The sequence below is a fragment of the Pseudomonas sp. FBF18 genome (assembly GCF_024261405.1).
GTDB classification, from domain to species: domain Bacteria; phylum Pseudomonadota; class Gammaproteobacteria; order Pseudomonadales; family Pseudomonadaceae; genus Aquipseudomonas; species Aquipseudomonas palmensis.
The window spans coordinates 94,511-114,466 of sequence record NZ_QKRS01000004.1; the positions used below are offsets into that span (position 1 = coordinate 94,511).

Genomic DNA, 19,956 nt, shown 5'->3' on the forward strand with positions numbered 1-19,956 from the left:
CGCGATGTGCGGCGGCAGGTTGTCGGCTGTGGCCTGGCCGGCGGTGAGGATCGCCTCGTTGTAGCTCCACAGCCCGGTGAACGGCAACGTGGAGCGGCGCATGCTCTCGTTCAGGGTATAGAAGTGCACCAGCGCGTCGTTGGCCCCAGGCGCCCTGGCGGCCAGGTGGTTCTGCGGGATCGGGCTGTACTTGTCCGCTGCGATCCAGTCCTGGGGCGAATCGCAGGTGAAGGTATAGATGTAGGCGTAGGCGATGCCGCAGTGCGTATCCCAGGTAGTGGTGTTGTTCAGCGGCAGCATGTACGTGGGGTGGAAGCTGATGGCCGCGTCCAGGTCATCGTAATAGCCCTTGGCCGCGTGCACCGGCTTGGAGGCGCGCAGCTTTTCCGCCGGCTCGCCGAAGAATTTCAGCGTGCCCGCGAGGCCATGTTCGAGCATGGCGGCCTTGGCGGCCAGCAGGCCCCCCAGGGCACTGATGCCCAGCGCCGAATGAGGGTCGGTATGCCCCGGGGCGAAACGCGACAGCCCTTCGCGCGGCTGGCGCCGGGTGGTCGCCGCCTGGTTGTTGCCCGGCACCGCGTCGTACTCCGCGTAGGTCGCCAGCACAGGGCCGTCGCCGTTGCGAAACGTGGCGCAGAAAGCGGTAGGCATGCCGCCGCTGCCCTCCTCCACCTCGAACCCTTGCCTGCGCAGCAGCTCGACGTACCAGGCGCAGGACTTGTACTCACGAAAGGCTGGCTCGGCATAGTGCCAGATCACCTGGTGCCAGTCGGACAGGGTCGTTTGCTGTTGGTCCACCCAGTTCTGGGCAAAGGCCTTGGGCTCGATCATGCAGGGCATTCCTTATTGGTATGTGACCCCGCTGAGCGGCTCGGACCCGCAGGGCCTGCCTAGTATTGTTGAACCAGAAAATACGACAATCGATTTATTTCGCCATTAATGTTTATATTTGCTCAACAATAAGTCAGTGGAGCGCCCCATGCGTCTACCCTCGATGCCCGCGTTACGTGCCCTGGAAGCGGTTGCCCGGTTGGGCAGCGTGACTGCCGCGGCGCTTGAGCTCAACCTCACCCGCAGCGCCATCAGCCACCAGATCACGGGCATGGAGGACACCCTCGGCTTTGCCCTGACCGAGCGCCAGGGCCGGGGTATCTCGCTGACGTTTCGCGGCGAACGCTACGCCCGGGAGATCCAGCGCCTGCTGGCCAACCTGGAGGATGCAGGCCGGCGGGTCGATGACCAGGAGGTGTATGGCAAGTTGACCATCAGTTGCAGCTCGGGGTTTTCCACCTACTGGCTGTGCCATCACATCGGCGGCTTCGTGAAGGAATACCCCCAGGTCCAGTTGCACATGGTCACACCGACCACGGCGGATGACGTGAGCAACCACAACGCCGACCTGTTCATATCCTACGGTATCGGCGACTGGCCTGGCATGCAGGTGGAACAGATAGCGGCGCTGAACTACTTTCCGGTCTGCAGCCCGCGGCTGATCAACGCCCTGGGCGGGCTCAAGGCCCCGCAGGACCTGGCCGCGTTCCCATTGCTGCACATGAGCGACTACAGCGACTGGCGGGTGTGGCAGGCGGCGGCGAACACCCCGGAGCTGAACGTGGCCACGGGCATCCTGTTTTCCGATGCACATTGCGCACAGGCGGCGTGCATCGCGGCCCAGGGCGTTGCCATGGGCGACAACCTGCTGTGTGGCGACTCCATGGCCAAGGGGCTGCTGGTGCGCCCCTTCGATATCGTCATCCACTCGCACCGCGGCTATTACCTGGTCACTGACCTGCAGAAGTGCGAGCGGCCCGCCGTGCGGGCCTTTACCAACTGGATCAAGAACCAGCTGCAGGCTTCGAGGCAGTCCTGGACGGCGCTCTAGGCCGTTGGCTCCGGCCTGCTGGCGCCGCCAGCCGCCGCCCTAGAAAATCCGCTCGCTCCTGGCGTAATGGGTTACCACCTCGATCAGCGCCTGGTGCGCAATCGCGTGATCGCACGTCGCCAGGGCCGCCTGCAGGCTGTTCATGTACTCGAGCAGCTGGCGCTGGTTGCGCAGGGCGAAGTCGTGCTCCAGCCCCTGATCCTCGTAGATGAGCACGTAGCTGCGGCAAAAGCCCGCGACCAGAAAGGCCGCGCCGGCCTGGAACGGCTGGTCACGGATGATGGCCTCACAGTCGGCGTTGGCCTGCTTGAACGAGTCGGTGCCCGGCAGCGCGGCGGCGAAGCGTTGCACCATTTCATGAAAATTCATCGTTGTTCGTACCTCTTGTTGCGCCACTAGGCAGGCGTGGCGCGGTTGAAGGAAAGTCGTTGCCCACGGACTGCACTGTTCACCGTGGCGCCGTCCCACACCCGTTCGCCATTGACGAACGTGGCGACGATGCTCGATGAGAACTCGGTACCGGCAAACGGCGTCCAGCCGCATTTGGACAGCACCTGGTCATTGCTCACCCGGTGCGGGCGCTGCGGGTCGACGAGCACCAGGTCGGCGGCGTAGCCCTCGCGCAGGTAGCCCCGGCCACTGACCTGGAACAGCTGCGCCGGTGCGTGGCTGACCACCTCGACCAGGCGCTCCAGGCTCAGCTCCCCGCAGAAGACACGCTCCAGGGCGGCCTGCAGCGCGTACTGCACCAGCGGAATGCCTGACGGCGCCTTGGCGTAGGTGCTGCGCTTTTCTTCGAGCAGGTGCGGGGCGTGGTCGGTCGCCAGCACGTCGAGCCGACCTTCGGCCAGCGCCTTGACGATGGCGTCGCGGTCACTGGCCGACTTGATCGCCGGGTTGCACTTGATCAGAAAGCCCAGCCGCTCGTAGTCGTGATCGGTGAAGTGCAGAAAGTGCACGCAGGTTTCGGCGGTGATGCGCTTGCCGCTGAGGGGGCCGGGCTCGAACAGCTGCAGCTCTTCTGCCGTGGAGATGTGCAGCACATGCAGGCGCGTGCCGTGCTTGCGCGCCAGCTCGATGGCCAGCCGAGTGGACCTGATGCACGCCTGGCGCGAACGGATCAGCGGGTGCTCGCGGGCCGGAATGTCCTCGCCAAAGCGCGCCCTGGCCTTTTCCAGCTCGGCATTGATCATGGGCGTGTCTTCGCAATGGGTGATGATCGGCACCGGCGAAACCCGGAAGATCTCGTTCAACACCTCGGGGTCGTCCACCAGCATGTTGCCGGTCGAGGCCCCCATGAACACCTTCAGCCCTGGCGTGCTGGCCGGGTCGATGGCGCGAATGGCGGCCAGGTTGTCGTTGCTTGCCCCCATGTAGAAGGCGTAGTTGACCACGCTCGATGCGGCGGCGATGGCGTACTTGGCTTCCAGGCTGGCCCGATCGAGCGCGGGCGGGTTGGTGTTGGGCATCTCCATGAAACTGGTGATGCCGCCCGCTGCACAGGCCCGCGACTCGCTGGCGATGTCCGCCTTGTGGGTCAGGCCGGGCTCCCTGAAGTGCACCTGATCGTCGATCATTCCCGGCATCAGCCACAGGCCGTGCGCCTCGATCACGCCCTCCCCGGCAAGCGGCTGCAGGGCCTGCCCGATACAGTCGATGCGGCCCTCGCGCAGCCGCACATCGGCCGCCCAGGTGCGGCCTTCGTTGACCAGGGTCGCGTTGCGGATCAGCCAGGCATTGCGGGGTACGCTCATGGTGTCAGCTCCAGTGTCGTGTGGTAGAGCACCTCGGTGGCCACCAGAAAGTCGTCCAGGGCCATGGCCTCGTGGGGGTTGTGCGAGCCGTGCTGGTTGCGGATGAACAGCATGGCGCTGGGGATGCCGACGTTGGCGAAAACCGCAGCGTCATGGCCGGCCCCGCTGGGGGTGAGCACGCCCTGCCAGCCTTGTTGGCGGGCCTGGCGCACCAGCGCCTCGACCCAGGGGGCGTGCATGGCCGCCGGGGCCGTGTCGATACGCAGGTCGAACTCGAAGCGAACCTGGCGGGCCTGCTCGATGGCCTTTGCCTCGTGCAGCGCAACCGCGTGAAAGGCCTCGAGCGTGGCCATGTCGAGGCTGCGCATCTCGAGGCTGAAGCTGACCTCGCCGGGAATACGCGAGACGGCATGGTGCGCCGCGTTGGTCCCCAGTGTGCCGACGGTAACCACCAGGTCTCGCCCGGCGGCGAGGTACTCACGCCAGCATTGGTCGATGCGGGCCACCAGCTCGCTCACGGCAAACACGGCGTCGTGGCGGTCCTCCCGAGCCACGGCGCCCGAATGGCCATCTTCGCCCAGGCAGCGAACCTGGTTATGGCGCAGGTTGCCGCGGATGCCGGGCACGATCCCCACGGCCTGCCCCATGCGCTCCAGCGACTGCGCCTGCTCGATATGCACTTCCAGATAGCCGGCAAACTGGGTGCGATCGACCAGCCACTGCTGACGGCCAATCGCTGCCAGGTCGGCGCCCACGGCCTGCATGGCCTGGCCCAGGGTGCGCTGGCTGAAGCGGTTGGTCAGCTGCAGGTCGTGCTCGCTCAACCCGCCGACCAGCGCACGCGAACCGATGTACGACTTGCCGTACCAGGCGCTCTCCTCGCCACGCAACCCGATGACCCGCACCGGCTGCGCCGTGGCCACGCCCTCGCGGTCGAGCCGGCACAGGCACAGCAGGCCCGCCACAACGCCGGCCAGGCCGTCGTAGTTGCCGCCCTGGGGCACCGAGTCCAGGTGCGAGCCGTACCACAGCGCGGGCTGGCCATTGTCGCTCTTGCGCGTGAAGATCACGTTGCCCGCACGGTCGGTTGCCACCTCCAGCCCCTGGGTCAAGGCGAAGTCGCTCAGGCAGGCGATGGCGTCACTCTCGCCGGGGCCGTAGCTTTCGCGGGTGATCCCCACCTGGGCATCGCGTGACAAGGCGGCGATGGTGTCGAACAGTCTGGCGGCCTGTTCAGGCCATTGCGCGATCATGGCAAGGCTCCAAACGGCTCGGCGGGCAAATCGTCGAGGGCGCCGATCAGGGTGCTGATCGAGGCAACGCCCTTGCGCCGGCAGTAGGCCTCCAGTTCAGACACCATGGTGTTCATGGTTTTCGGGTGCAGGAAGGTGGCCGTACCCACTTGCACCGCCGAGGCGCCGGCATAGATGAACTCCAGCGCATCGTCGGCCGTGGCAATGCCACCGCAGCCAATCACCGGAATTTCCAGCGCCTGGGCGCATTGATAGGTCAGGCGCACCATCAGCGGGCGGATGGCGGCGCCGGATATGCCGCCCATGAAGTTGCCCAGCCGCGCGCGGCCTCGCTCGATGTCCACCGACAACCCGAGCAGCGTGTTGCCCACCACGACGGCATCGGCCCCGGCCTCCTGCGCAGCCAGGGCAACCGGCACCACCTCGCCGGCATTGGGGGTCAGCTTGACCCACAGCGGCAACGAGGTGACCTGGCGCATCAGCTCCACCACGTCGCGGGTACTTTCAGCCTGCATGCCGAACGACTGGCCATGCGCTTCCAGGTTGGGGCACGAGATATTGGCCTCGATGCCGGCCACACCAGGCACATCGCTCAGCCGCGCCGCCAGGTCGGCAAAGCCCTGGGCCGTGGGCGCCGAAATGCTCACGATCAACGGCGCGTCGTAGTCGCGGTAGAACGGCACCACCTTGTCGATGAACAGCTGCGCGCCTTTGCTGGGAATGCCGATGGCATTCATCATCCCGTCATTCAGCTCGCAGACCCGCGGCATCGGGTTGCCGCTGCGCTTTTCGGTGGTGATGGTCTTGGTCACCAGTGCACCCAGCTGGTTGAAGTCCAGCAGGTGGGCAAGCTCTTCGGCAAAGGTGCCCGATGCCGGCATCACCGGGTTCTTCAGGCGCAACCCGCCGACCTGTACGCTCAGATTGATCATCACACCACCTCCGCCAGGTCGAACACAGGGCCTTCGAGGCATACCCGCTTGCCCACCCTGAGCCCGTCCACCTCGAACACCTCGACGCAGCACTGGCACATGCCCAGGCCGCACACCATCTGTTGCTCCAGCGCTACCTGGCCCACCAGGCCGAGCTCGGCGCTCAGCTTCTTCAGCAACTGGGTCAGCCGCCTGGAGCCACACGTGAACAGCGCATCGGTGCCTTCACGGGCGATGATCTGGCGCAGCAGCGGTTCGAGCCGTTCGGGCGAGCTGCTGCCATCCTCATCCAGCACCACCCGCACGTCGGCCCCCAGCGAGGCGAAGCGCTCGCGCGAAAGCAGGCTCTTCTCGCTGCGGGCACTCAGCACTGCGGTCAGGCGGATGCCCAGCCGATGCGCCGCTTCGGCCAGCGGCGCCAGGGTGGCCAGCCCCACACCCCGGGCCACGATGATCATGTGCTGCCACCCCGGCTGCAGGTCGAAGCCCTTGCCCAGCGGGCCAAGAATCTCCACGGTCTGCGCTTGGCCAAGCGTCTCCAGGCCATAGGTGCCCTTGCCGGTCACCTTGTACAGAAACTCCACCTGGCCCGTGGCCGGGTCGGCCTTGTAGGTGCTCATGGGGCGACGGAAGTACGGCTTGTGCTCGCCTTCACTCGGGCACAGCAGGTTGAAGAACTGCCCCGGCAACGACTGGCTGGCGGCGCCGTCGGCCTGTAGCACCAGGCGCTTGTATTCATCGTTGACCCATTGGTTGGAAATCACGACCGCCAAGGTGTCGTCTGGGGGAGTCAGGGCACTCGCCTGGCAGCAGCCGGAAATCACGTTCATTGAGGTGGCCTCGCATTTGTCTAAATTTTTATACAGCACGGTCAAAAGTAGATGCCGCCTCAGTGATGAAGCGGCAGATGAAGCGGTGTTTCAGCGATTGCTTAAGCTGACTGTACTGCAGCTCGGTGTTTCTGTCTAATTTTTGATACGAATAAGCCAGGGCGAATTCATAACCATCCCGCCGGGCTAGGCCGGCTGCGGCTTCGGCACGTCGTGGGCCTGGCAGGCGGGAAGCAGCAACACCGTCGCGAGCATCGCCACCCCATACAGCGAGGCAAGCAGCATGATGGCCGCCGAGAACGAATAGTGCAGCGCTACGGCGCCCACCACCAGCGGCCCGAAGCCACCGGCGGCCCTGCCCACGTTGAACAGCACGTTCTGCGCCGTGGCACGGATCTGCGCGGGGTACAGATCGGAGATCAATGCGCCGTAGCCACCGATCATGCCGTTGACGAAGATGCCCATGATCGCGCCGGCAAACAGCATGACCGTGGGGTTGTCGAGGTTGGCATAGGCGATGACCATGAACGCTGCGCCGGCCTGATACAGCAGGAACATGCGCTTGCGTCCGAAACGGTCGGCCAGGTGCCCGAACAGCCAGATACCGAACGCCATGCCCAGCACCGTCACTGCGGTCCAGGTTCCGGAGGCCATCAGCGAGAAGCCGAACTTGTTCGACAGGTAGCTGGGCATCCAGATCATCAGCCCGTAGTAGCCGAAGTTCTGCACCGAGGTGAGCACCATCACCCCCAGGCTCGCCTTGCTGGTCTGCCGGTCCTTGAACAGGTCGGTGAAGCGCCGCGCGAAAGGCACCGGGTCGGCTGCGGCCTTCACGAATTCTGCCGGCTCGCTCATGGTATGGCGAACCACGAGCGATACGAACGCTGGCAGCAACCCGACCAGGAACATGCCGCGCCAGCCGATGTAGGGCAGCAGCAATGGCGTGAGCAATGCAGCGGCGAGCACGCCGGCCTGCCACCCCATGCCCACATAGGAAGAAGCACGATTGCGCCGGTTGGCCGGCCAGGTTTCGGCGATCAGTGCCATGCCGATGCCGAACTCCCCGCCCAGGCCGAACCCGGCCAGGGTTCGATAGATCAGCAGGTCCCAGTAGCCCTGGGCGAATGCGCACAGCCCGGTGAATATCGAGAAGGTGAGGATGCACAGGGTCAGCATGCGCACCCGGCCATAGCGGTCGCTCAGTTGGCCGAAGATCAGCCCCCCGGCCACGGCGCCGAGCAACGTCCATGTCACCAGCGAGCCAGCCTCCGAGGAACTCAGACCGAGACCGATGGTGATCGCCGGCAGCATGAACCCGAGAATCAGCAGGTCGAAGCCGTCCATCGCATAGCCGGTCACGCTGGCTATCAGGGCCTTCTTGGGTGACGCGTCCTTCTTCGGACGCTTTTCGGAAGAAGCCATCTTGGTTTACCTCTTGTTTTTGTATGGTTTTTTAGACAGCTGACGCCTGAACCCGCCCAGGATCGCCGCCGGTCCGCCCGTGCAAGGCTTCACAAAGCGTACTGCCAGCCTGCGCGATTGTCTAAATATTTAGATTGCGGGCTCGCAAAAAAAACGCCGCGCTCAGAAATGCCACTCCAGGTTCATCGACAAGGCGTCCACGTCGATCCCGTCGCCACGGCGGTTGCCGAACTTGTTGCGCCAGTACTCATATCCGGGCCCGACCCATAGCGTGTTTCTTGCGCCCCCCAGCACAGCCCCTGCATCCAGCATCAGCGAGGTGCGCATCAGCTGTTCATCCGCCGTCGGGTTGCGCCGGTAGTCATCGCCCTTCTCGCCGCTGTAGCTGTAGAAGCCCTGGAACTTCATCGGCAGGCTGCCCAGCGCGAACGGTATGCCCCAGGTCAGGTTCAGCTGGTAGAACGGGTCGAACGCCATGCGCGAATGGTTGCCCGGCTGCCGGCAGCTGTCGAGCCCGCAGTGGTTCCATTCCCTGGCATAGAACAGGCTGAGGTCGAGAAACCCTGCCGGCAGCGCGAACTTGAGGGTCGGGCCTATCAAAATCATGCGCTTTCGCGACTGGAACGCGTTGTTCTTGGTGTTCCAGTCCAGGCCCAGGGTCAGCGCGACGTCCTTCACCGGCCCGAACGCCAGCGGCCGATCGAACACCCGTGCATGCTGCAACTGATTGCGGTAGGTCAGGTAGACCTCGGTGGCGCCGCTGCTGCTGTCCTTGCGCGGGTCATCGCGGTCGGACTTGAACACATCCACGTTGGCGAACTGCTGGCCCAGGGCGTAGCTGCTCACATGGGCAAGCTGGACAATGTGCTTGGCTATGTCCTGGCGCTTGCCCGGGTCCGAGAAATGGCTGCTGTAGCGATAGCCGATAAAGGTATCGCTGAAGGCTGGCGGCGGGCCAGCCATCACCATAGGGGTCATGAAAAGCGCGAACGCGGGCGCGCCGATGCGAGTCTTCATCAGGGAAGCTCCTATCAGGTGGGGGGTGGAGTTGTGGTATCAGGTGGCAGCGCAGGCGATGCCGCAGCAGCTGCAGGGTGGTGTGGACATGTGTCGGCCTTTTTTATATTTTTTGGACAAGCAACAGTTCATGTCTAAATATTGATACACTCGCGCCATGGCCTCGTCAAGCCGATCTGGTAGAACATGCCACCACGAAAAAACGACAAGGATCCCCCAGTGAACCAGATTGATTACCAGGCAATCGGCGAGCGCCTCCGGGCCTTTCGCATCGGCCGCCAGCTCAACGCCGACCAGGTGGCCGACAAGCTCGGCATCTCGCGGGCTGCGGTGTACCGCCTGGAACTGGGCAAGATCGTCAAACTCGACACCCTGGAGCGCCTGGCCGACCTGCTGAAGGTGTCGCTGACCAGCCTGCTGGGTTCCGATACGGAGTACTTCGACAACGCCCTCGGCTACTTCGAGCGCATGCGCCAGCTGGAGGCCCGTTCCAGCAGCGTCATCTCCTACTTCGACCCCTTTTCCTACCTGCTGACCACGCCCGAATACTCGGCGCTGTTTCAGACCATGCTCCACGAGGCTCGACCACAGGGCTTCAGCCCGGCACAGGAAGCGATGGAGAGCCAGATTCTGAGCATTCTGGACGAGCGCAAATCCACCTTCTTTCGCGAAAAATTCCAGGTCAGGTCGATTGTCAGCCTGCGTCAGATCGAGCGTTACCTGCACATCGGCCTGGTCGGTCGCCTGGACCTGCCCCCCAGCGTGCGAATGGAGCGCGCCCTGCTGGCACGCAAGGAAATCGAGAACCTGATCTCCATCGTCGAGACCAACAGCGATCACCCGGGTATCTACCTGATCGACGAGGCACTGCCCAGCGCCACCTTCCAGATCTTCGAGCAGAAGACCACCAGCTACGTGGCGGTGAGCCCTTACCGGCTAGGGGAGCTGCCCAACCTGCATGTGGGCATTGCCAGCGTCACCTCCTCTGCCCAGGCCGTGGACATGTACAAGAACATGTCCAGCGACCTGCTCAGCCGCGCCTGTTCCGGGCGCGAAGCCACGAAAAAACTGCAGCACCTGCTCGCCAAGCTGTGACTGGCGCTGGCACGCCAAGGCACGCAGGGCCCGGCAGGGCCGCTTTCAGCCCTTCCTTTGCGCCTCGGCCAGGCGCCGCTGGATTTCGCGGGTCTTTTCTTCCTGCTCCTTGATGGACGTCGGCGTGATCACCTTGTCCACTGCCTCGGTATCCGGGTCCGGTTGTTCCAGCACCGGGTCGGGGGATGGCGTGCCCTTCTGCGCCTGGTCCGACGAGAGTGGCCGCGGGACCTTGTCGCCCTGCTTGGTATCGGTGGGTTTCATCGGGTTCTCCTTCGAGTGCGGGGTGTTACTAAGCAGAACCCGTGAGGTAGGAAAAGTTTGAAGTGATTTGGCCGGCCGGTCTCAGATGAAGATGGTGCCGCGCAGGTAGAGCGCCGCGTGACCGCTGATGATGACCCGGTCGTTGTCCAGGACTTCGCAGTGCAGTTGGCCCTTGCGCGCCCCGCCCTGCTCGGCACTCAGGCTGCGCTTGCCCAGGCGTTGGGACCAGTAGGTCGCCAGCGAAGTGTGGGCCGAGCCGGTGACAGGGTCTTCGTTGACCCCCACTCGCGGCCCGAACCAGCGCGAGACGAAGTCCATGTGACGACCCGGCGCGGTCACGGCAACCCCGCGCACCTCGAATGCGGCCAGGGCGGCAAAGTCGGGGTCGAGCCCGGCGACGATGCTTTCATCCTCGACCACCACCAGGTAATCGTCCGTGCGATACAGCGCCTCGGCCTGCTCCAGCCCCAAGGCCTGCAGCAGGCCAGGCGGCAGGGCTACGGCTTCAGGCTGCTTGGCCGGAAAGTCCATGGCCAGGCGACCGCCTTCGCGGCGCACTCGCAGTTCACCGCTGCGGGTGGAAAAACGCAGCGTGTCGCGGCATTCACCAAGCTGTTCGAACAGCACCCAGGCGGCGGCCAACGTGGCGTGCCCGCACAGATCGACCTCCACTGCGGGGGTAAACCAGCGCAGCTCGAACACCTCACCGTTGCGTACCCAATAGGCCGTCTCGGACACATTGTTCTCTGCTGCGATCCGTTGCAGCGTCGCATCAGGCAGCCAGGCGTCCAGCGGGCACACAGCCGCCGGGTTGCCGCCGAACGTCTCGGAAGAAAAAGCGTCCACCTGGAAAATATCGAGTTGCATCGGGCACCCAAGTAATGATCGTCGGGCCTAGAAAATATCAACCAATCGTTGAATTATCAATTTATTGTTGAAATCCTGAAGCGGGAACCCGCGTTGGGTCGATTGCGGCCTTTCTCTCAACCAGCGCAGCACACCACCTCCGCCTCTTCACTTCCCCCAAATCCCGCAAGCCCGCCGTTCGATGTCAGAATTGCCCCCATTCGATCGTTTTGGAGACCACCATGCTTCGTGCATTTGAACGAAGGCTCGACCCTTTCCCTCCTGACGAGGTGCCCCCGCCGCCCGTGGGCCTGGCACGCTTTCTGTGGGCGTGCACGCGGGGTGCGCGCGGCTACATTCTGGCGTTCGCACTGCTCAGCGCTGCGGTGTCCATCTATGAAGCCTGGCTGTTTTCGTTCCTGGGCCAGGTCGTGGACCTGCTCTCCACCTGGCAGGCCGGGGGCGATGCGGCAGCGCAGGAACGCCGCGTGCTGTGGGGCATCGGCATCGTGATGCTGTGCAGCGTCGGGCTGGTGGCCCTGCGCACCATGGTTCAGCACCAGATACTGGCAATCAACCTGCCCTTGCGCCTGCGCTGGGACTTCCACCGCCTGATGCTGCGCCAGAGCCTCTCGTTCTTTTCCGACGAATTCTCCGGGCGCGTCACCACCAAGGTCATGCAGACCGCACTGGCGGTGCGCGACCTGCTGTTCACCCTGATCGAGATCGCCCCCGGCATCGGGGTGTACTTCATCGCGATCATCGCGCTGGCCGGCGGCTTCGCGCTCAAGCTCATGCTGCCCTTCGTTGCCTGGGTGGTGCTGTTCGGCCTGGCCATGCTGTACTTCGTGCCGCGCCTGGGCAAGGTCGGACAGGAGCAGGCCAACGCCCGCTCGATGATGACCGGGCGCATTTCCGACGCCTACACCAACATCACCACGGTGAAGCTGTTCTCCCACTCCAACCGCGAGGCGCACTTCGCCCGTGCGGCGATGGAAGACTTCAAGCAGACCGGCTTTCGCCAGATGCGCCTGGTCAGCCAGTTCGAGATCGTCAACCAGGCACTGGTGGTGGCCCTGATCATGGCCGCCGGCGGCTATGCCCTGTGGCTGTGGCACCAGGGCGAGGTCGGCGCAGGTGCCGTGGCGGCGATCACCGCCATGGCGCTGCGCATCAATGGCATGTCGCACTGGATCATGTGGCAGATGACCTCGCTGTTCGAGAACATCGGCACCGTGCAGGACGGCATGGCCACACTGACCCGCGGCCCCAAGGTCAAGGATGCCCCGGACGCCAAGGTGCTGCAGACCCGCGGCGGCGCGGTCACCTTCGACAAGGTGAGCTTCAACTACAACGGCGAGCGCCAGGTGCTCGACGGCCTGAGCCTGAGCATTCGCCCGGGTGAAAAGATCGGCCTGGTGGGGCGCTCCGGCGCGGGCAAGTCCACGCTCATCAACCTGCTGCTGCGCTTCTATGACGTCGACAGCGGCCAGATCCGCATCGACGGGCAGGACATCGCCCATGTGACTCAAGACAGCCTGCGCAGCGCCATCGGCATGGTCACCCAGGACACCTCGCTGCTGCACCGTTCCATTCGCGACAACATCGCCTATGGCCGGCCCGACGCCACCGACGAACAGGTCCGCAGCGCAGCCGCCAGTGCCCAGGCCGACGGTTTCATCAGCCAGTTGAGCGACCAGCAAGGCCATAGCGGCTACGACACCCTGGTGGGCGAGCGCGGCATCAAGCTGTCGGGCGGCCAGCGCCAGCGCGTCGCGATCGCCCGAGTGATGCTCAAGAACGCCCCGATCCTGCTGCTGGACGAAGCCACCAGCGCACTGGACTCCGAGGTCGAAGTGGCCATCCAGGAGAGCCTCGACGAGATGATGCAGGGCAAGACCGTGATCGCCATCGCCCACCGTCTGTCCACCATTGCGGCCATGGACCGGCTGGTGGTGATGGATGACGGGCGCATCATCGAGCAGGGTACCCACGCCGAGTTGCTTGCCAGAAATGGCACCTATGCGCAGCTGTGGCACCACCAGAGTGGCGGGTTCCTGGGTGAGGATCAGGGGGTAGCACAGGCCATGCACCAGGACTGAGCCGTACAAGCCTGCGATGGTCCGTGGTCAACGGCTATCGCAGCGTCGGCGCAGGCCGTTCATCCGCTGATCTGCACTTTGTTCACCTGGTCATGATCACAACACGATACTGACCACGCCCTCCACTTCACTCGGGAGCCACGAACATGGGGTATGTCACTACGCGGGACGGTGTCGAGATCTTCTACAAGGACTGGGGCCCACGCGATGCGCCGGTGATCGTCTTTCACCACGGGTGGCCACTCAGTGCCGACGACTGGGATGCGCAGATGCTGTTCTTCCTTGATCACGGCTACCGGGTCGTCGCGCACGACCGCCGCGGCCACGGGCGCTCCAGCCAGGTGTGGGACGGGCACGACATGGATCACTATGCGGACGACGTTGCGGCCGTGGTCGACCATCTTGGCGTGCAGGGTGCAGCCCACGTGGGGCACTCCACCGGCGGCGGCGAGGTGATCCGCTACATCGTTCGCCATGGCCAGGAGCGTGTGTCGAGGGCTGCCCTCATCAGTGCCGTGCCACCGCTGATGGTCCAGACCCCGAACAATCCGGACGGCTTGCCCAGGTCGGTATTCGATGACTTGCAGGCGCAGCTCAAGGCCAACCGCGCACAGTTCTACCATGACCTGCCGTCGGGCCCGTTCTATGGCTACAACCGCCCAGGCGCAAACGCCAGCGAGGGCACCATCCTGAACTGGTGGCGCCAGGGCATGATGGGCTGCGCCAAGGCACACCTTGACGGGATCGTGGCCTTCTCCCAGACCGACTTCACCGACGACCTCAAGCGCATCACGATTCCCGTCCTGGTGATGCACGGGGACGATGACCAGATCGTGCCCTATGCAAACTCAGGGCCGCGGTCAGCGAAGCTATTGCAGAACGGCACCCTGAAAACCTATGCGGGCTTGCCGCATGGCATGCCGACCACCGACGCCGACACGATCAACGCCGATCTGCTCGCGTTCCTGCGAAGCTAGATGACCGGGGCAGGCATCCACCTGCCCCTTCCCTGTCACCACGCCGGGCTGGCAACCCGATGCCGCCCCGGCTTCATCGCCGAGGGTCGACCATGAACACTCGACACACACCTTCAACAGCCTCGCAGGTACTGAGGCTGCAACCCGACGACTGGGTGCCCAACAACACCCGGCAGCCGGTGCTGATCTACCCCCACGCGATTGCGCTGCATGGCAGTGATCCGGCGGCGCAAATCGAACGCACTTTCGAGGCCAATGGCTGGCCGGCGCAATGGCGCGATGGCATCTACGCCTACCACCACTACCACACCGAGGGCCACGAAGCGCTCGGCGTGGTGTGTGGCCAGGCAAGGCTGATACTGGGCGGCCCGCGGGGCCGCGAAGTACAGGTGAGTGCAGGCGATGTGCTGTTGCTGCCCGCCGGCACGGGCCACTGCAAACTCGATTGCAGCCCGGGCTTTCTGGTGGTGGGGGCCTACCCGCCCGGGCAGCACGCAGACATCCGACGCGAAGCGCCAACCCAGGCCCAGCTTGCGTGCATCGCCAACCTGCCCTTTCCCGATCACGGCCCGGTGCAGGACCCGCAAGGGGCCTACCAGCAGCATTGGCTCAACCAGCGTTGATGGGCAGCGTCTGGCTCCAGCAGGCCCAGGCCCTTTGGCTGATGACTGGTAACGAGCTGGCAACGCGGTATATTCGGTCGCCAACCAACCGCCCGTTTTCAAAGGCGTGCCTACAGCAACGAGGAATTCACGTTCAATGACAATCAAGTGCTCCGTATTCATCGCCGCGAGCATCGACGGCTTCATCGCGCGCCCCGACGGCGACATCGAGTGGCTGCACCGCCCCGACTATGAAACCGCTGAGCTCAACGGCGTGACCTACGAACAGTTCATCGCCGGCGTCGATGCCCTGGTGATGGGCCGCAAGACCCTGGACAAGGTGCTGTCCTTCCCCCAATGGCCGTATGCAGGCATCCCGGTTATCGTGCTGTCCAACCGGCCCGTGGACATGTCTGCGCACCCGCAGGCCAACGTCGAGGTGCTGGCAGGCGACGTGACCGACATCGTCGAGCAACTTGCAGCACGAGGGCTCAAGCACCTCTACATCGATGGCGGCCAGACCCTCCAGGCGTTTCTGCAGGCCGGGCTGATCGACGAATTGATCATCACGCGCATTCCGGTACTGCTTGGCCAGGGCATTGCGCTGTTCAGCCACGCAGGCAGCGAACGCCAGCTGCAGCATGTCGCCACCTGCGCGTCGGACAACGGTTTCGTGCAGAGCCACTACCGATTGCTCCCGAACCGCTAGAGACGCTACCCCAGCGCCTCGGCCGCGTTGTTTTAAATGATATTAATTCCTGTTATCTTCCTGCGCTCCCTGACCCCCAGCTCGCAGGTGTTTCGTGTCAAGCGCAGACCTCAAGGCGTTGTACCTTGCCCACCGTGAAGAAATTCAGGACTACCTGAATCGTCAGGTGCGCTGCAAGGACACCGCCGCAGACCTGACTCAGGAGACCTTCATCCGCCTGTCCGAACAGCTGGGGCGCACGCCCATCGACAACTTTCGCGCGTACCTGTTTCTGTGCGCGCGCAACCTGTTCATCGACTACCTGCGTCGCGAGCGCCACCGCAAGGGCGAGGTGGTCGAGCCCACCGAGCTGCAGGCGCTGGAGCAGAAGACCCCGAGCCTGGAACGCACGGTGATCGCCCAAGACCAGCTGGCCACGCTCAACCGCGTGATGCAGCGCATGCCCGAGCCTTGCCGCGAGGTGTTTCTGCTAGCGCGCGGCGAAGGCCTGACCTACGTGGAGATCGGTGAACGCCTGGGCATTTCGCCCAAGACCGCCTACAGCCGCATGGTGCGGGCACTGGAATTGCTCAAGCTGGGCATGTCCGAGTGAGAGTGGACTATCATGCGCCCCTGTACACCTCACCGCCGCACAGTGACCCGACCCATGGCTGAACCGCCCTTCCCCACGCCGGCCCCGGCCTCGCCCGACGAGCCCCAGGCCGACCCCATCTCGCAGCAGGCCTGCGCCTGGTTCGCGCTGATCTTCGAAGGCTCGGCCAGCCAGGCCGAGCACGAGCAGTGGCTTGAGTGGATGCTGGCCGACCCGCGCCATGCCAAGGCCTACCTGGAACTCGAAGCGCTGTGGGCCCTGGCCGCCGAGCTGCCTGCCGTGCAGGCGCCGCCTGCCCCCAAGGCCCGCGGCGTCTCGCGGCGGCGCTTCATGCAACTGGCCATGGCGGCGTGCACCGCCGCAGTGGCCACCGGCTCGGCCACGCTGTGGCTCAAGGGCGACGGCCTGTCGTTTGCCGACCTGCACACGCGCGTGGGTGAAACCCGCACCGAGCGCCTGCCCGATGGCAGCGTGATCGAACTGGCCGGCAACACCGCCCTGGACCTCGACTTTTCCGGCACCACGCGGCGCCTGCGCATGCTGCGTGGTCAGGCCTATTTCAAGGTGGCCGCCGATACCCGCCCGCTGCGCATCGACACCGAGGCCGGCACCGTGGTCAGCCACCAGGGTGCGTTCTGCCTATCCTGCGACGCCGGCAGCGCCGACCTGGCCGTCAGTGAGCACAATGCCGGGGTGCAAATCCCCGGCCAGCAGGCACAGTTGGGCCAGGGCGAGGCCGTGACCTTCGGCGCCGCCGGGCTCGGCCCGGTGCAGCGCGCCGAACTCGACCAGGTGCTGGCCTGGCGCAACGGCAGCCTGGTGTTCTTCGACACGCCCCTGGCCAAGGTGGTCAATCACCTGCAGCGCTGGCGCGAGGGCCGCATCTTCATCGCCGACGAGCGCCTGGCGGCACGCCCGGTGAGCCTGATCCTCAATCGCCAGCACCCCGAGCAGATGCTCGATGTGCTGGCACGCACCCTGCCGATCCGCCTGAGCCGCTACACCGACCTGGTGACCATCATCCGCCCTGCCTGACCCGCCGATGGCTGATTGAAAATTATTTGCAGTACCCATCAGACATTTGCACTCCTCGTGCGTCATCACCAGCAGATGAAACCCATTCGCAAACAGGCGAAGTCGTTCTGCCGAGGAGTCAAGGAAATGGCAACACCCCAGACGTTGTTCCCCCAGGGTTCGTGCTGGCGCATGTCGGCGCTGGGCGCCGCGATCAGTTGCGCGCTGCTGGCACAACCGGCCCAGGCCCAGCTGCCCGCGCCCGGTACAGGGGCGGTCAGCGTGCACACGGCATTCGATATCCCCGCCCAGCAACTGCGCCAGGCATTGCTGGTGTTCAGCCAGCAGACCGGGCAGAACGTGATGCTCGACGGCAACCTGGACGCCGGCCTGCGCAGCGCACCGGTCAAGGGCAGCTACTCCGCCGATCAGGCCCTGGCCCAACTGCTGGCCGGTAGCGGCTTCACCTTCGGGCGCAGTGACGCCTCGACCCTGTACCTGGTACCGCTGCCAGACAGCGCCGGCAACAACATCGAACTGGGCGCCACCACCATCAACAGCGCCTGGAGCCTGGGCAGCACCACCGAGGGCAGCGGCTCCTACACCACCGGGCAGACCAGCACCGCCACGCGCCTGGACATGTCGCTGCGCAAGACCCCGCAGTCGATCAGCGTGATCACCCGCCAGCAGATGGACGACCAGGGCCTGAACAACCTGTCCGAGGTGATGCAGCAAACCCCGGGCATCACCGTCAACCGCGAGAACTCCGAAGGCTTCACCTTCTACTCGCGCGGCTTCGAGATCCAGAACTTCCAGTATGACGGCGTGCCCAGCCTGAGCACCGACGCCGGCAACCTGCGCGACAACTACAGCATCACCAACTCGGTGATCTACGACCGCGTCGAGGTGCTCAAGGGCGCCACCGGGCTGGTCAACGGCATCGGCTACCCATCGGGGGTGATCAACCTGGTGCGCAAGCGGCCCACTGCCCAGTTTCAGGGCCATGTGTCCGCCGGCGCAGGCTCGTGGGATCACTACCGCACCGAGCTGGACGTGTCCGGACCGCTACTCGACAGCGGCGCCCTGCGCGGGCGTTTCGTCGCGGCCCGTGAACAGCAGCACACCTTCATCGACTACCAGAAGCAGCAACAGGACATCTTCTACGGCGTGCTCGACGGCGACCTGTCTGACGCCACCGTGCTGAGCGTGGGCTACGAGTACCAGCAGAACGACAACGACGCGTCCTCCACCACCCACCTGCCGGCCTTCTACAAGAACGGCACGCCGGTGCGCTTCTCGCGCTCCACCAACCCGGCGGACAAGTGGGCCTACCGCAACCATCGCACCCAGCGCGCATTCGCCAGCATCGATCACCAGTTCGACAACGAGTGGTCGCTCAAGGCCACCGCCAGCTACCGCAACTATGCCTCGCGCGAGATCATCGCAGGCCTGGCCACCGCCCATGTCGACCCGAACGACAACAGCGTCGCCCACGGCTACTACCCGGGCGGTGCGGCCAAGTTCAACACCGATACCGACGAGAAGTCCTTCGATATCTACGCCAAGGGCCCGTTCTCGCTGCTGGGCAGAAGCCACGACCTGGTGGTGGGCTACACCTATGCCAACACCACCGCGCAATCGGACCGTACCGACGGCAGCACCGACGCCGTGGCACCCGATGCCTTCGACTGGAACAACAACGCCGCCTACCCCACCGACTGGGCCTGGTGGTCGACCTTCGATATCAAGACCACGCAGAAGGTCGGCTATGCTGCGGTCGTGCTCAAGCCCACCGACGCACTCAACCTGGTGCTGGGGGCGCGGGTCACCGACTACGCGTGGAGCCTGGACAGCATCAACGCGCTGCCGCGCAGCAGCCGCACCGCCACCCGCGACACCGGTGAAGTGATCCCCTATGCCGGCATCACCTACGACCTCGACGACCAGCACACCGTGTACGCCAGCTACACCGACATCTTCAAGCCGCAGCCCTACAACCGGGGTGCCGACAACAAGCCGCTGGACCCGCTCACCGGGCAAAGCTACGAAGTGGGAATCAAGGGCGAGTATTTCGACCGTCGCCTGAATGCCAGCCTGGCGCTGTTCGAGCTCAAGCAGGACAACCTGGCGCAGTCGACCGGCACCACCGGGGAGTTCGGCAATGAAGTGATGCGCGCCGTGCAGGGCGCCACCACCCGCGGTGTGGAGCTGGAAATGTCCGGCGAGATCCTGCCCGACTGGAACATCAACGCCGGCTACGTCTATCAGGCCTCCTACGACGCCGATCACCGGCGCGTGGCGACCAACCAGCCCCAGCACCTGCTCAAGGTCGCCACCAGCTACCGTCTGCCGGCCGAGCTGAACAAGCTCACCGTGGGCGGCAACTGGCAGTGGCAGAGCCGCACCTACTTCGTCGACGACACCTTCTACGACGACGTCAACGACGTGGCGCTGCCCAGCCACAAGTTCTTCCAGGACGCCTACGGCGTGGTCGGCCTGATGGCCGCGTATGACGTGAGCAAGCAACTGAAAGTGTCGGCCAACCTCAACAACCTGTTCGACAAGACGTACTACAGCGGCATCGGCAACTACTACTCGGTCTACTACGGCGACCCGCGCAACGTGATGTTCAACGTCAGGTACAGCTTCTGACGCGCAACGCGCA

18 protein-coding genes are annotated in these 19,956 nt (G+C 64.6%); 9 read left to right on the plus strand and 9 right to left on the minus strand.

All coding sequences use genetic code 11. The annotated features are described in order from the left end of the window. The first annotated feature begins 979 nt into the window (after nt 1–979). Nucleotides 980–1,882, plus strand: coding sequence for a LysR substrate-binding domain-containing protein (locus DN387_RS08425; protein ID WP_043864011.1), 903 nt, complete (start codon nt 980–982; stop codon nt 1,880–1,882). Nucleotides 1,883–1,921: 39 nt separating this feature from the next. Here DN387_RS08425 and DN387_RS08430 read toward each other — a convergent pair whose 3' ends face one another. The 7 genes from DN387_RS08430 to DN387_RS08460 all read right to left on the minus strand — a co-directional run bounded on the left by DN387_RS08430 (nt 1,922) and on the right by DN387_RS08460 (nt 9,090). Continuing rightward, nucleotides 1,922–2,251 (minus strand): hypothetical protein, encoded by a 330-nt coding sequence (locus DN387_RS08430; RefSeq protein ID WP_054914373.1) that lies wholly within the window; start codon nt 2,249–2,251, stop codon nt 1,922–1,924. 26 nt (nt 2,252–2,277) lie between these two features. Further along, on the minus strand, nt 2,278–3,636 hold the full coding sequence (locus tag DN387_RS08435; RefSeq protein WP_054914372.1) for a dihydroorotase: 1,359 nt from the start codon (nt 3,634–3,636) through the stop codon (nt 2,278–2,280). Beyond that, nucleotides 3,633–4,889, minus strand: a complete 1,257-nt coding sequence (locus tag DN387_RS08440; protein ID WP_054914371.1) for a Zn-dependent hydrolase — start codon at nt 4,887–4,889, stop codon at nt 3,633–3,635. The genes DN387_RS08435 and DN387_RS08440 overlap by 4 nt, the downstream gene beginning before the upstream one ends. Beyond that, nucleotides 4,886–5,821 carry a dihydroorotate dehydrogenase gene (locus DN387_RS08445; protein WP_043864015.1) on the minus strand — a complete coding sequence of 312 codons (936 nt, stop codon included), beginning with the start codon at nt 5,819–5,821 and terminating at the stop codon, nt 4,886–4,888. Before DN387_RS08445 ends, DN387_RS08440 begins: the two co-directional genes overlap by 4 nt. Further along, a complete protein-coding gene (locus tag DN387_RS08450; RefSeq protein WP_043864016.1) occupies nt 5,821–6,651 on the minus strand; it encodes a dihydroorotate dehydrogenase electron transfer subunit in 831 nt (276 codons plus the stop codon). Before DN387_RS08450 ends, DN387_RS08445 begins: the two co-directional genes overlap by 1 nt. Nucleotides 6,652–6,837: 186 nt before the next feature. Then, complete coding sequence (locus DN387_RS08455) at nt 6,838–8,073, minus strand: MFS transporter (protein WP_043864017.1); 1,236 nt, start codon at nt 8,071–8,073, stop codon at nt 6,838–6,840. Nucleotides 8,074–8,235: 162 nt separating this feature from the next. Further along, nucleotides 8,236–9,090, minus strand: a complete 855-nt coding sequence (locus DN387_RS08460) for a hypothetical protein (RefSeq protein ID WP_054914370.1) — start codon at nt 9,088–9,090, stop codon at nt 8,236–8,238. 219 nt (nt 9,091–9,309) lie between these two features. Here DN387_RS08460 and DN387_RS08465 point away from each other — a divergent pair, with 219 nt between their 5' ends. Continuing rightward, entirely contained in the window at nt 9,310–10,185 is an 876-nt protein-coding gene (locus tag DN387_RS08465) for a helix-turn-helix domain-containing protein (RefSeq protein WP_052504313.1), read from the plus strand. Between the two features lie 45 nt (nt 10,186–10,230). Here DN387_RS08465 and DN387_RS08470 read toward each other — a convergent pair whose 3' ends face one another. Together DN387_RS08470 and DN387_RS08475 are read right to left on the minus strand one after the other, a co-directional pair. Further along, the gene (locus DN387_RS08470) at nt 10,231–10,449 is read right to left on the minus strand and encodes a hypothetical protein (RefSeq protein WP_043864019.1); all 219 of its coding nucleotides are present in this window, start codon (nt 10,447–10,449) and stop codon (nt 10,231–10,233) included. Between the two features lie 81 nt (nt 10,450–10,530). Further along, nucleotides 10,531–11,316 (minus strand): PhzF family phenazine biosynthesis protein, encoded by a 786-nt coding sequence (locus tag DN387_RS08475; protein ID WP_054914369.1) that lies wholly within the window; start codon nt 11,314–11,316, stop codon nt 10,531–10,533. A 221-nt stretch (nt 11,317–11,537) separates the two neighbouring features. Here DN387_RS08475 and DN387_RS08480 point away from each other — a divergent pair, with 221 nt between their 5' ends. From DN387_RS08480 to DN387_RS08510, 7 genes are all read left to right on the plus strand, one after another. Continuing rightward, the gene (locus tag DN387_RS08480; protein ID WP_054914368.1) at nt 11,538–13,397 is read left to right on the plus strand and encodes an ABC transporter ATP-binding protein; all 1,860 of its coding nucleotides are present in this window, start codon (nt 11,538–11,540) and stop codon (nt 13,395–13,397) included. 146 nt (nt 13,398–13,543) lie between these two features. Next, the gene (locus DN387_RS08485) at nt 13,544–14,374 is read left to right on the plus strand and encodes an alpha/beta fold hydrolase (protein ID WP_054914367.1); all 831 of its coding nucleotides are present in this window, start codon (nt 13,544–13,546) and stop codon (nt 14,372–14,374) included. Between the two features lie 92 nt (nt 14,375–14,466). After that, nucleotides 14,467–14,997, plus strand: coding sequence for a cupin (locus DN387_RS08490; RefSeq protein WP_236171893.1), 531 nt, complete (start codon nt 14,467–14,469; stop codon nt 14,995–14,997). 136 nt (nt 14,998–15,133) lie between these two features. Further along, entirely contained in the window at nt 15,134–15,685 is a 552-nt protein-coding gene (locus DN387_RS08495; RefSeq protein WP_054914365.1) for a dihydrofolate reductase family protein, read from the plus strand. A 94-nt stretch (nt 15,686–15,779) separates the two neighbouring features. Beyond that, on the plus strand, nt 15,780–16,277 hold the full coding sequence (locus DN387_RS08500; RefSeq protein ID WP_043864025.1) for an RNA polymerase sigma factor: 498 nt from the start codon (nt 15,780–15,782) through the stop codon (nt 16,275–16,277). A 54-nt stretch (nt 16,278–16,331) separates the two neighbouring features. Next, nucleotides 16,332–17,312: a FecR domain-containing protein gene (locus DN387_RS08505; protein WP_054914364.1), complete on the plus strand. Its 981-nt coding sequence runs from the start codon at nt 16,332–16,334 to the stop codon at nt 17,310–17,312. 126 nt (nt 17,313–17,438) lie between these two features. After that, the gene (locus DN387_RS08510) at nt 17,439–19,943 is read left to right on the plus strand and encodes a TonB-dependent receptor (protein WP_054914363.1); all 2,505 of its coding nucleotides are present in this window, start codon (nt 17,439–17,441) and stop codon (nt 19,941–19,943) included. Nucleotides 19,944–19,956: the final 13 nt, after the last annotated feature.

What these genes read in the sequence shown, in the direction of transcription:
- DN387_RS08470 (WP_043864019.1), bottom strand. Translation starts at nt 10,449, where the DNA reads ATGAAACCCACCGATACCAAGCAGGGCGACAAGGTCCCGCGGCCACTC.
- DN387_RS08425 (WP_043864011.1), top strand. Translation starts at nt 980, where the DNA reads ATGCGTCTACCCTCGATGCCCGCGTTACGTGCCCTGGAAGCGGTTGCC.
- DN387_RS08480 (WP_054914368.1), top strand. Translation starts at nt 11,538, where the DNA reads ATGCTTCGTGCATTTGAACGAAGGCTCGACCCTTTCCCTCCTGACGAG.
- DN387_RS08460 (WP_054914370.1), bottom strand. Translation starts at nt 9,090, where the DNA reads ATGAAGACTCGCATCGGCGCGCCCGCGTTCGCGCTTTTCATGACCCCT.
- DN387_RS08455 (WP_043864017.1), bottom strand. Translation starts at nt 8,073, where the DNA reads ATGGCTTCTTCCGAAAAGCGTCCGAAGAAGGACGCGTCACCCAAGAAG.
- DN387_RS08435 (WP_054914372.1), bottom strand. Translation starts at nt 3,636, where the DNA reads ATGAGCGTACCCCGCAATGCCTGGCTGATCCGCAACGCGACCCTGGTC.
- DN387_RS08475 (WP_054914369.1), bottom strand. Translation starts at nt 11,316, where the DNA reads ATGCAACTCGATATTTTCCAGGTGGACGCTTTTTCTTCCGAGACGTTC.
- DN387_RS08485 (WP_054914367.1), top strand. Translation starts at nt 13,544, where the DNA reads ATGGGGTATGTCACTACGCGGGACGGTGTCGAGATCTTCTACAAGGAC.
- DN387_RS08440 (WP_054914371.1), bottom strand. Translation starts at nt 4,889, where the DNA reads ATGATCGCGCAATGGCCTGAACAGGCCGCCAGACTGTTCGACACCATC.
- DN387_RS08490 (WP_236171893.1), top strand. Translation starts at nt 14,467, where the DNA reads ATGAACACTCGACACACACCTTCAACAGCCTCGCAGGTACTGAGGCTG.
- DN387_RS08495 (WP_054914365.1), top strand. Translation starts at nt 15,134, where the DNA reads ATGACAATCAAGTGCTCCGTATTCATCGCCGCGAGCATCGACGGCTTC.
- DN387_RS08430 (WP_054914373.1), bottom strand. Translation starts at nt 2,251, where the DNA reads ATGAATTTTCATGAAATGGTGCAACGCTTCGCCGCCGCGCTGCCGGGC.
- DN387_RS08445 (WP_043864015.1), bottom strand. Translation starts at nt 5,821, where the DNA reads ATGATCAATCTGAGCGTACAGGTCGGCGGGTTGCGCCTGAAGAACCCG.
- DN387_RS08450 (WP_043864016.1), bottom strand. Translation starts at nt 6,651, where the DNA reads ATGAACGTGATTTCCGGCTGCTGCCAGGCGAGTGCCCTGACTCCCCCA.
- DN387_RS08505 (WP_054914364.1), top strand. Translation starts at nt 16,332, where the DNA reads ATGGCTGAACCGCCCTTCCCCACGCCGGCCCCGGCCTCGCCCGACGAG.
- DN387_RS08510 (WP_054914363.1), top strand. Translation starts at nt 17,439, where the DNA reads ATGGCAACACCCCAGACGTTGTTCCCCCAGGGTTCGTGCTGGCGCATG.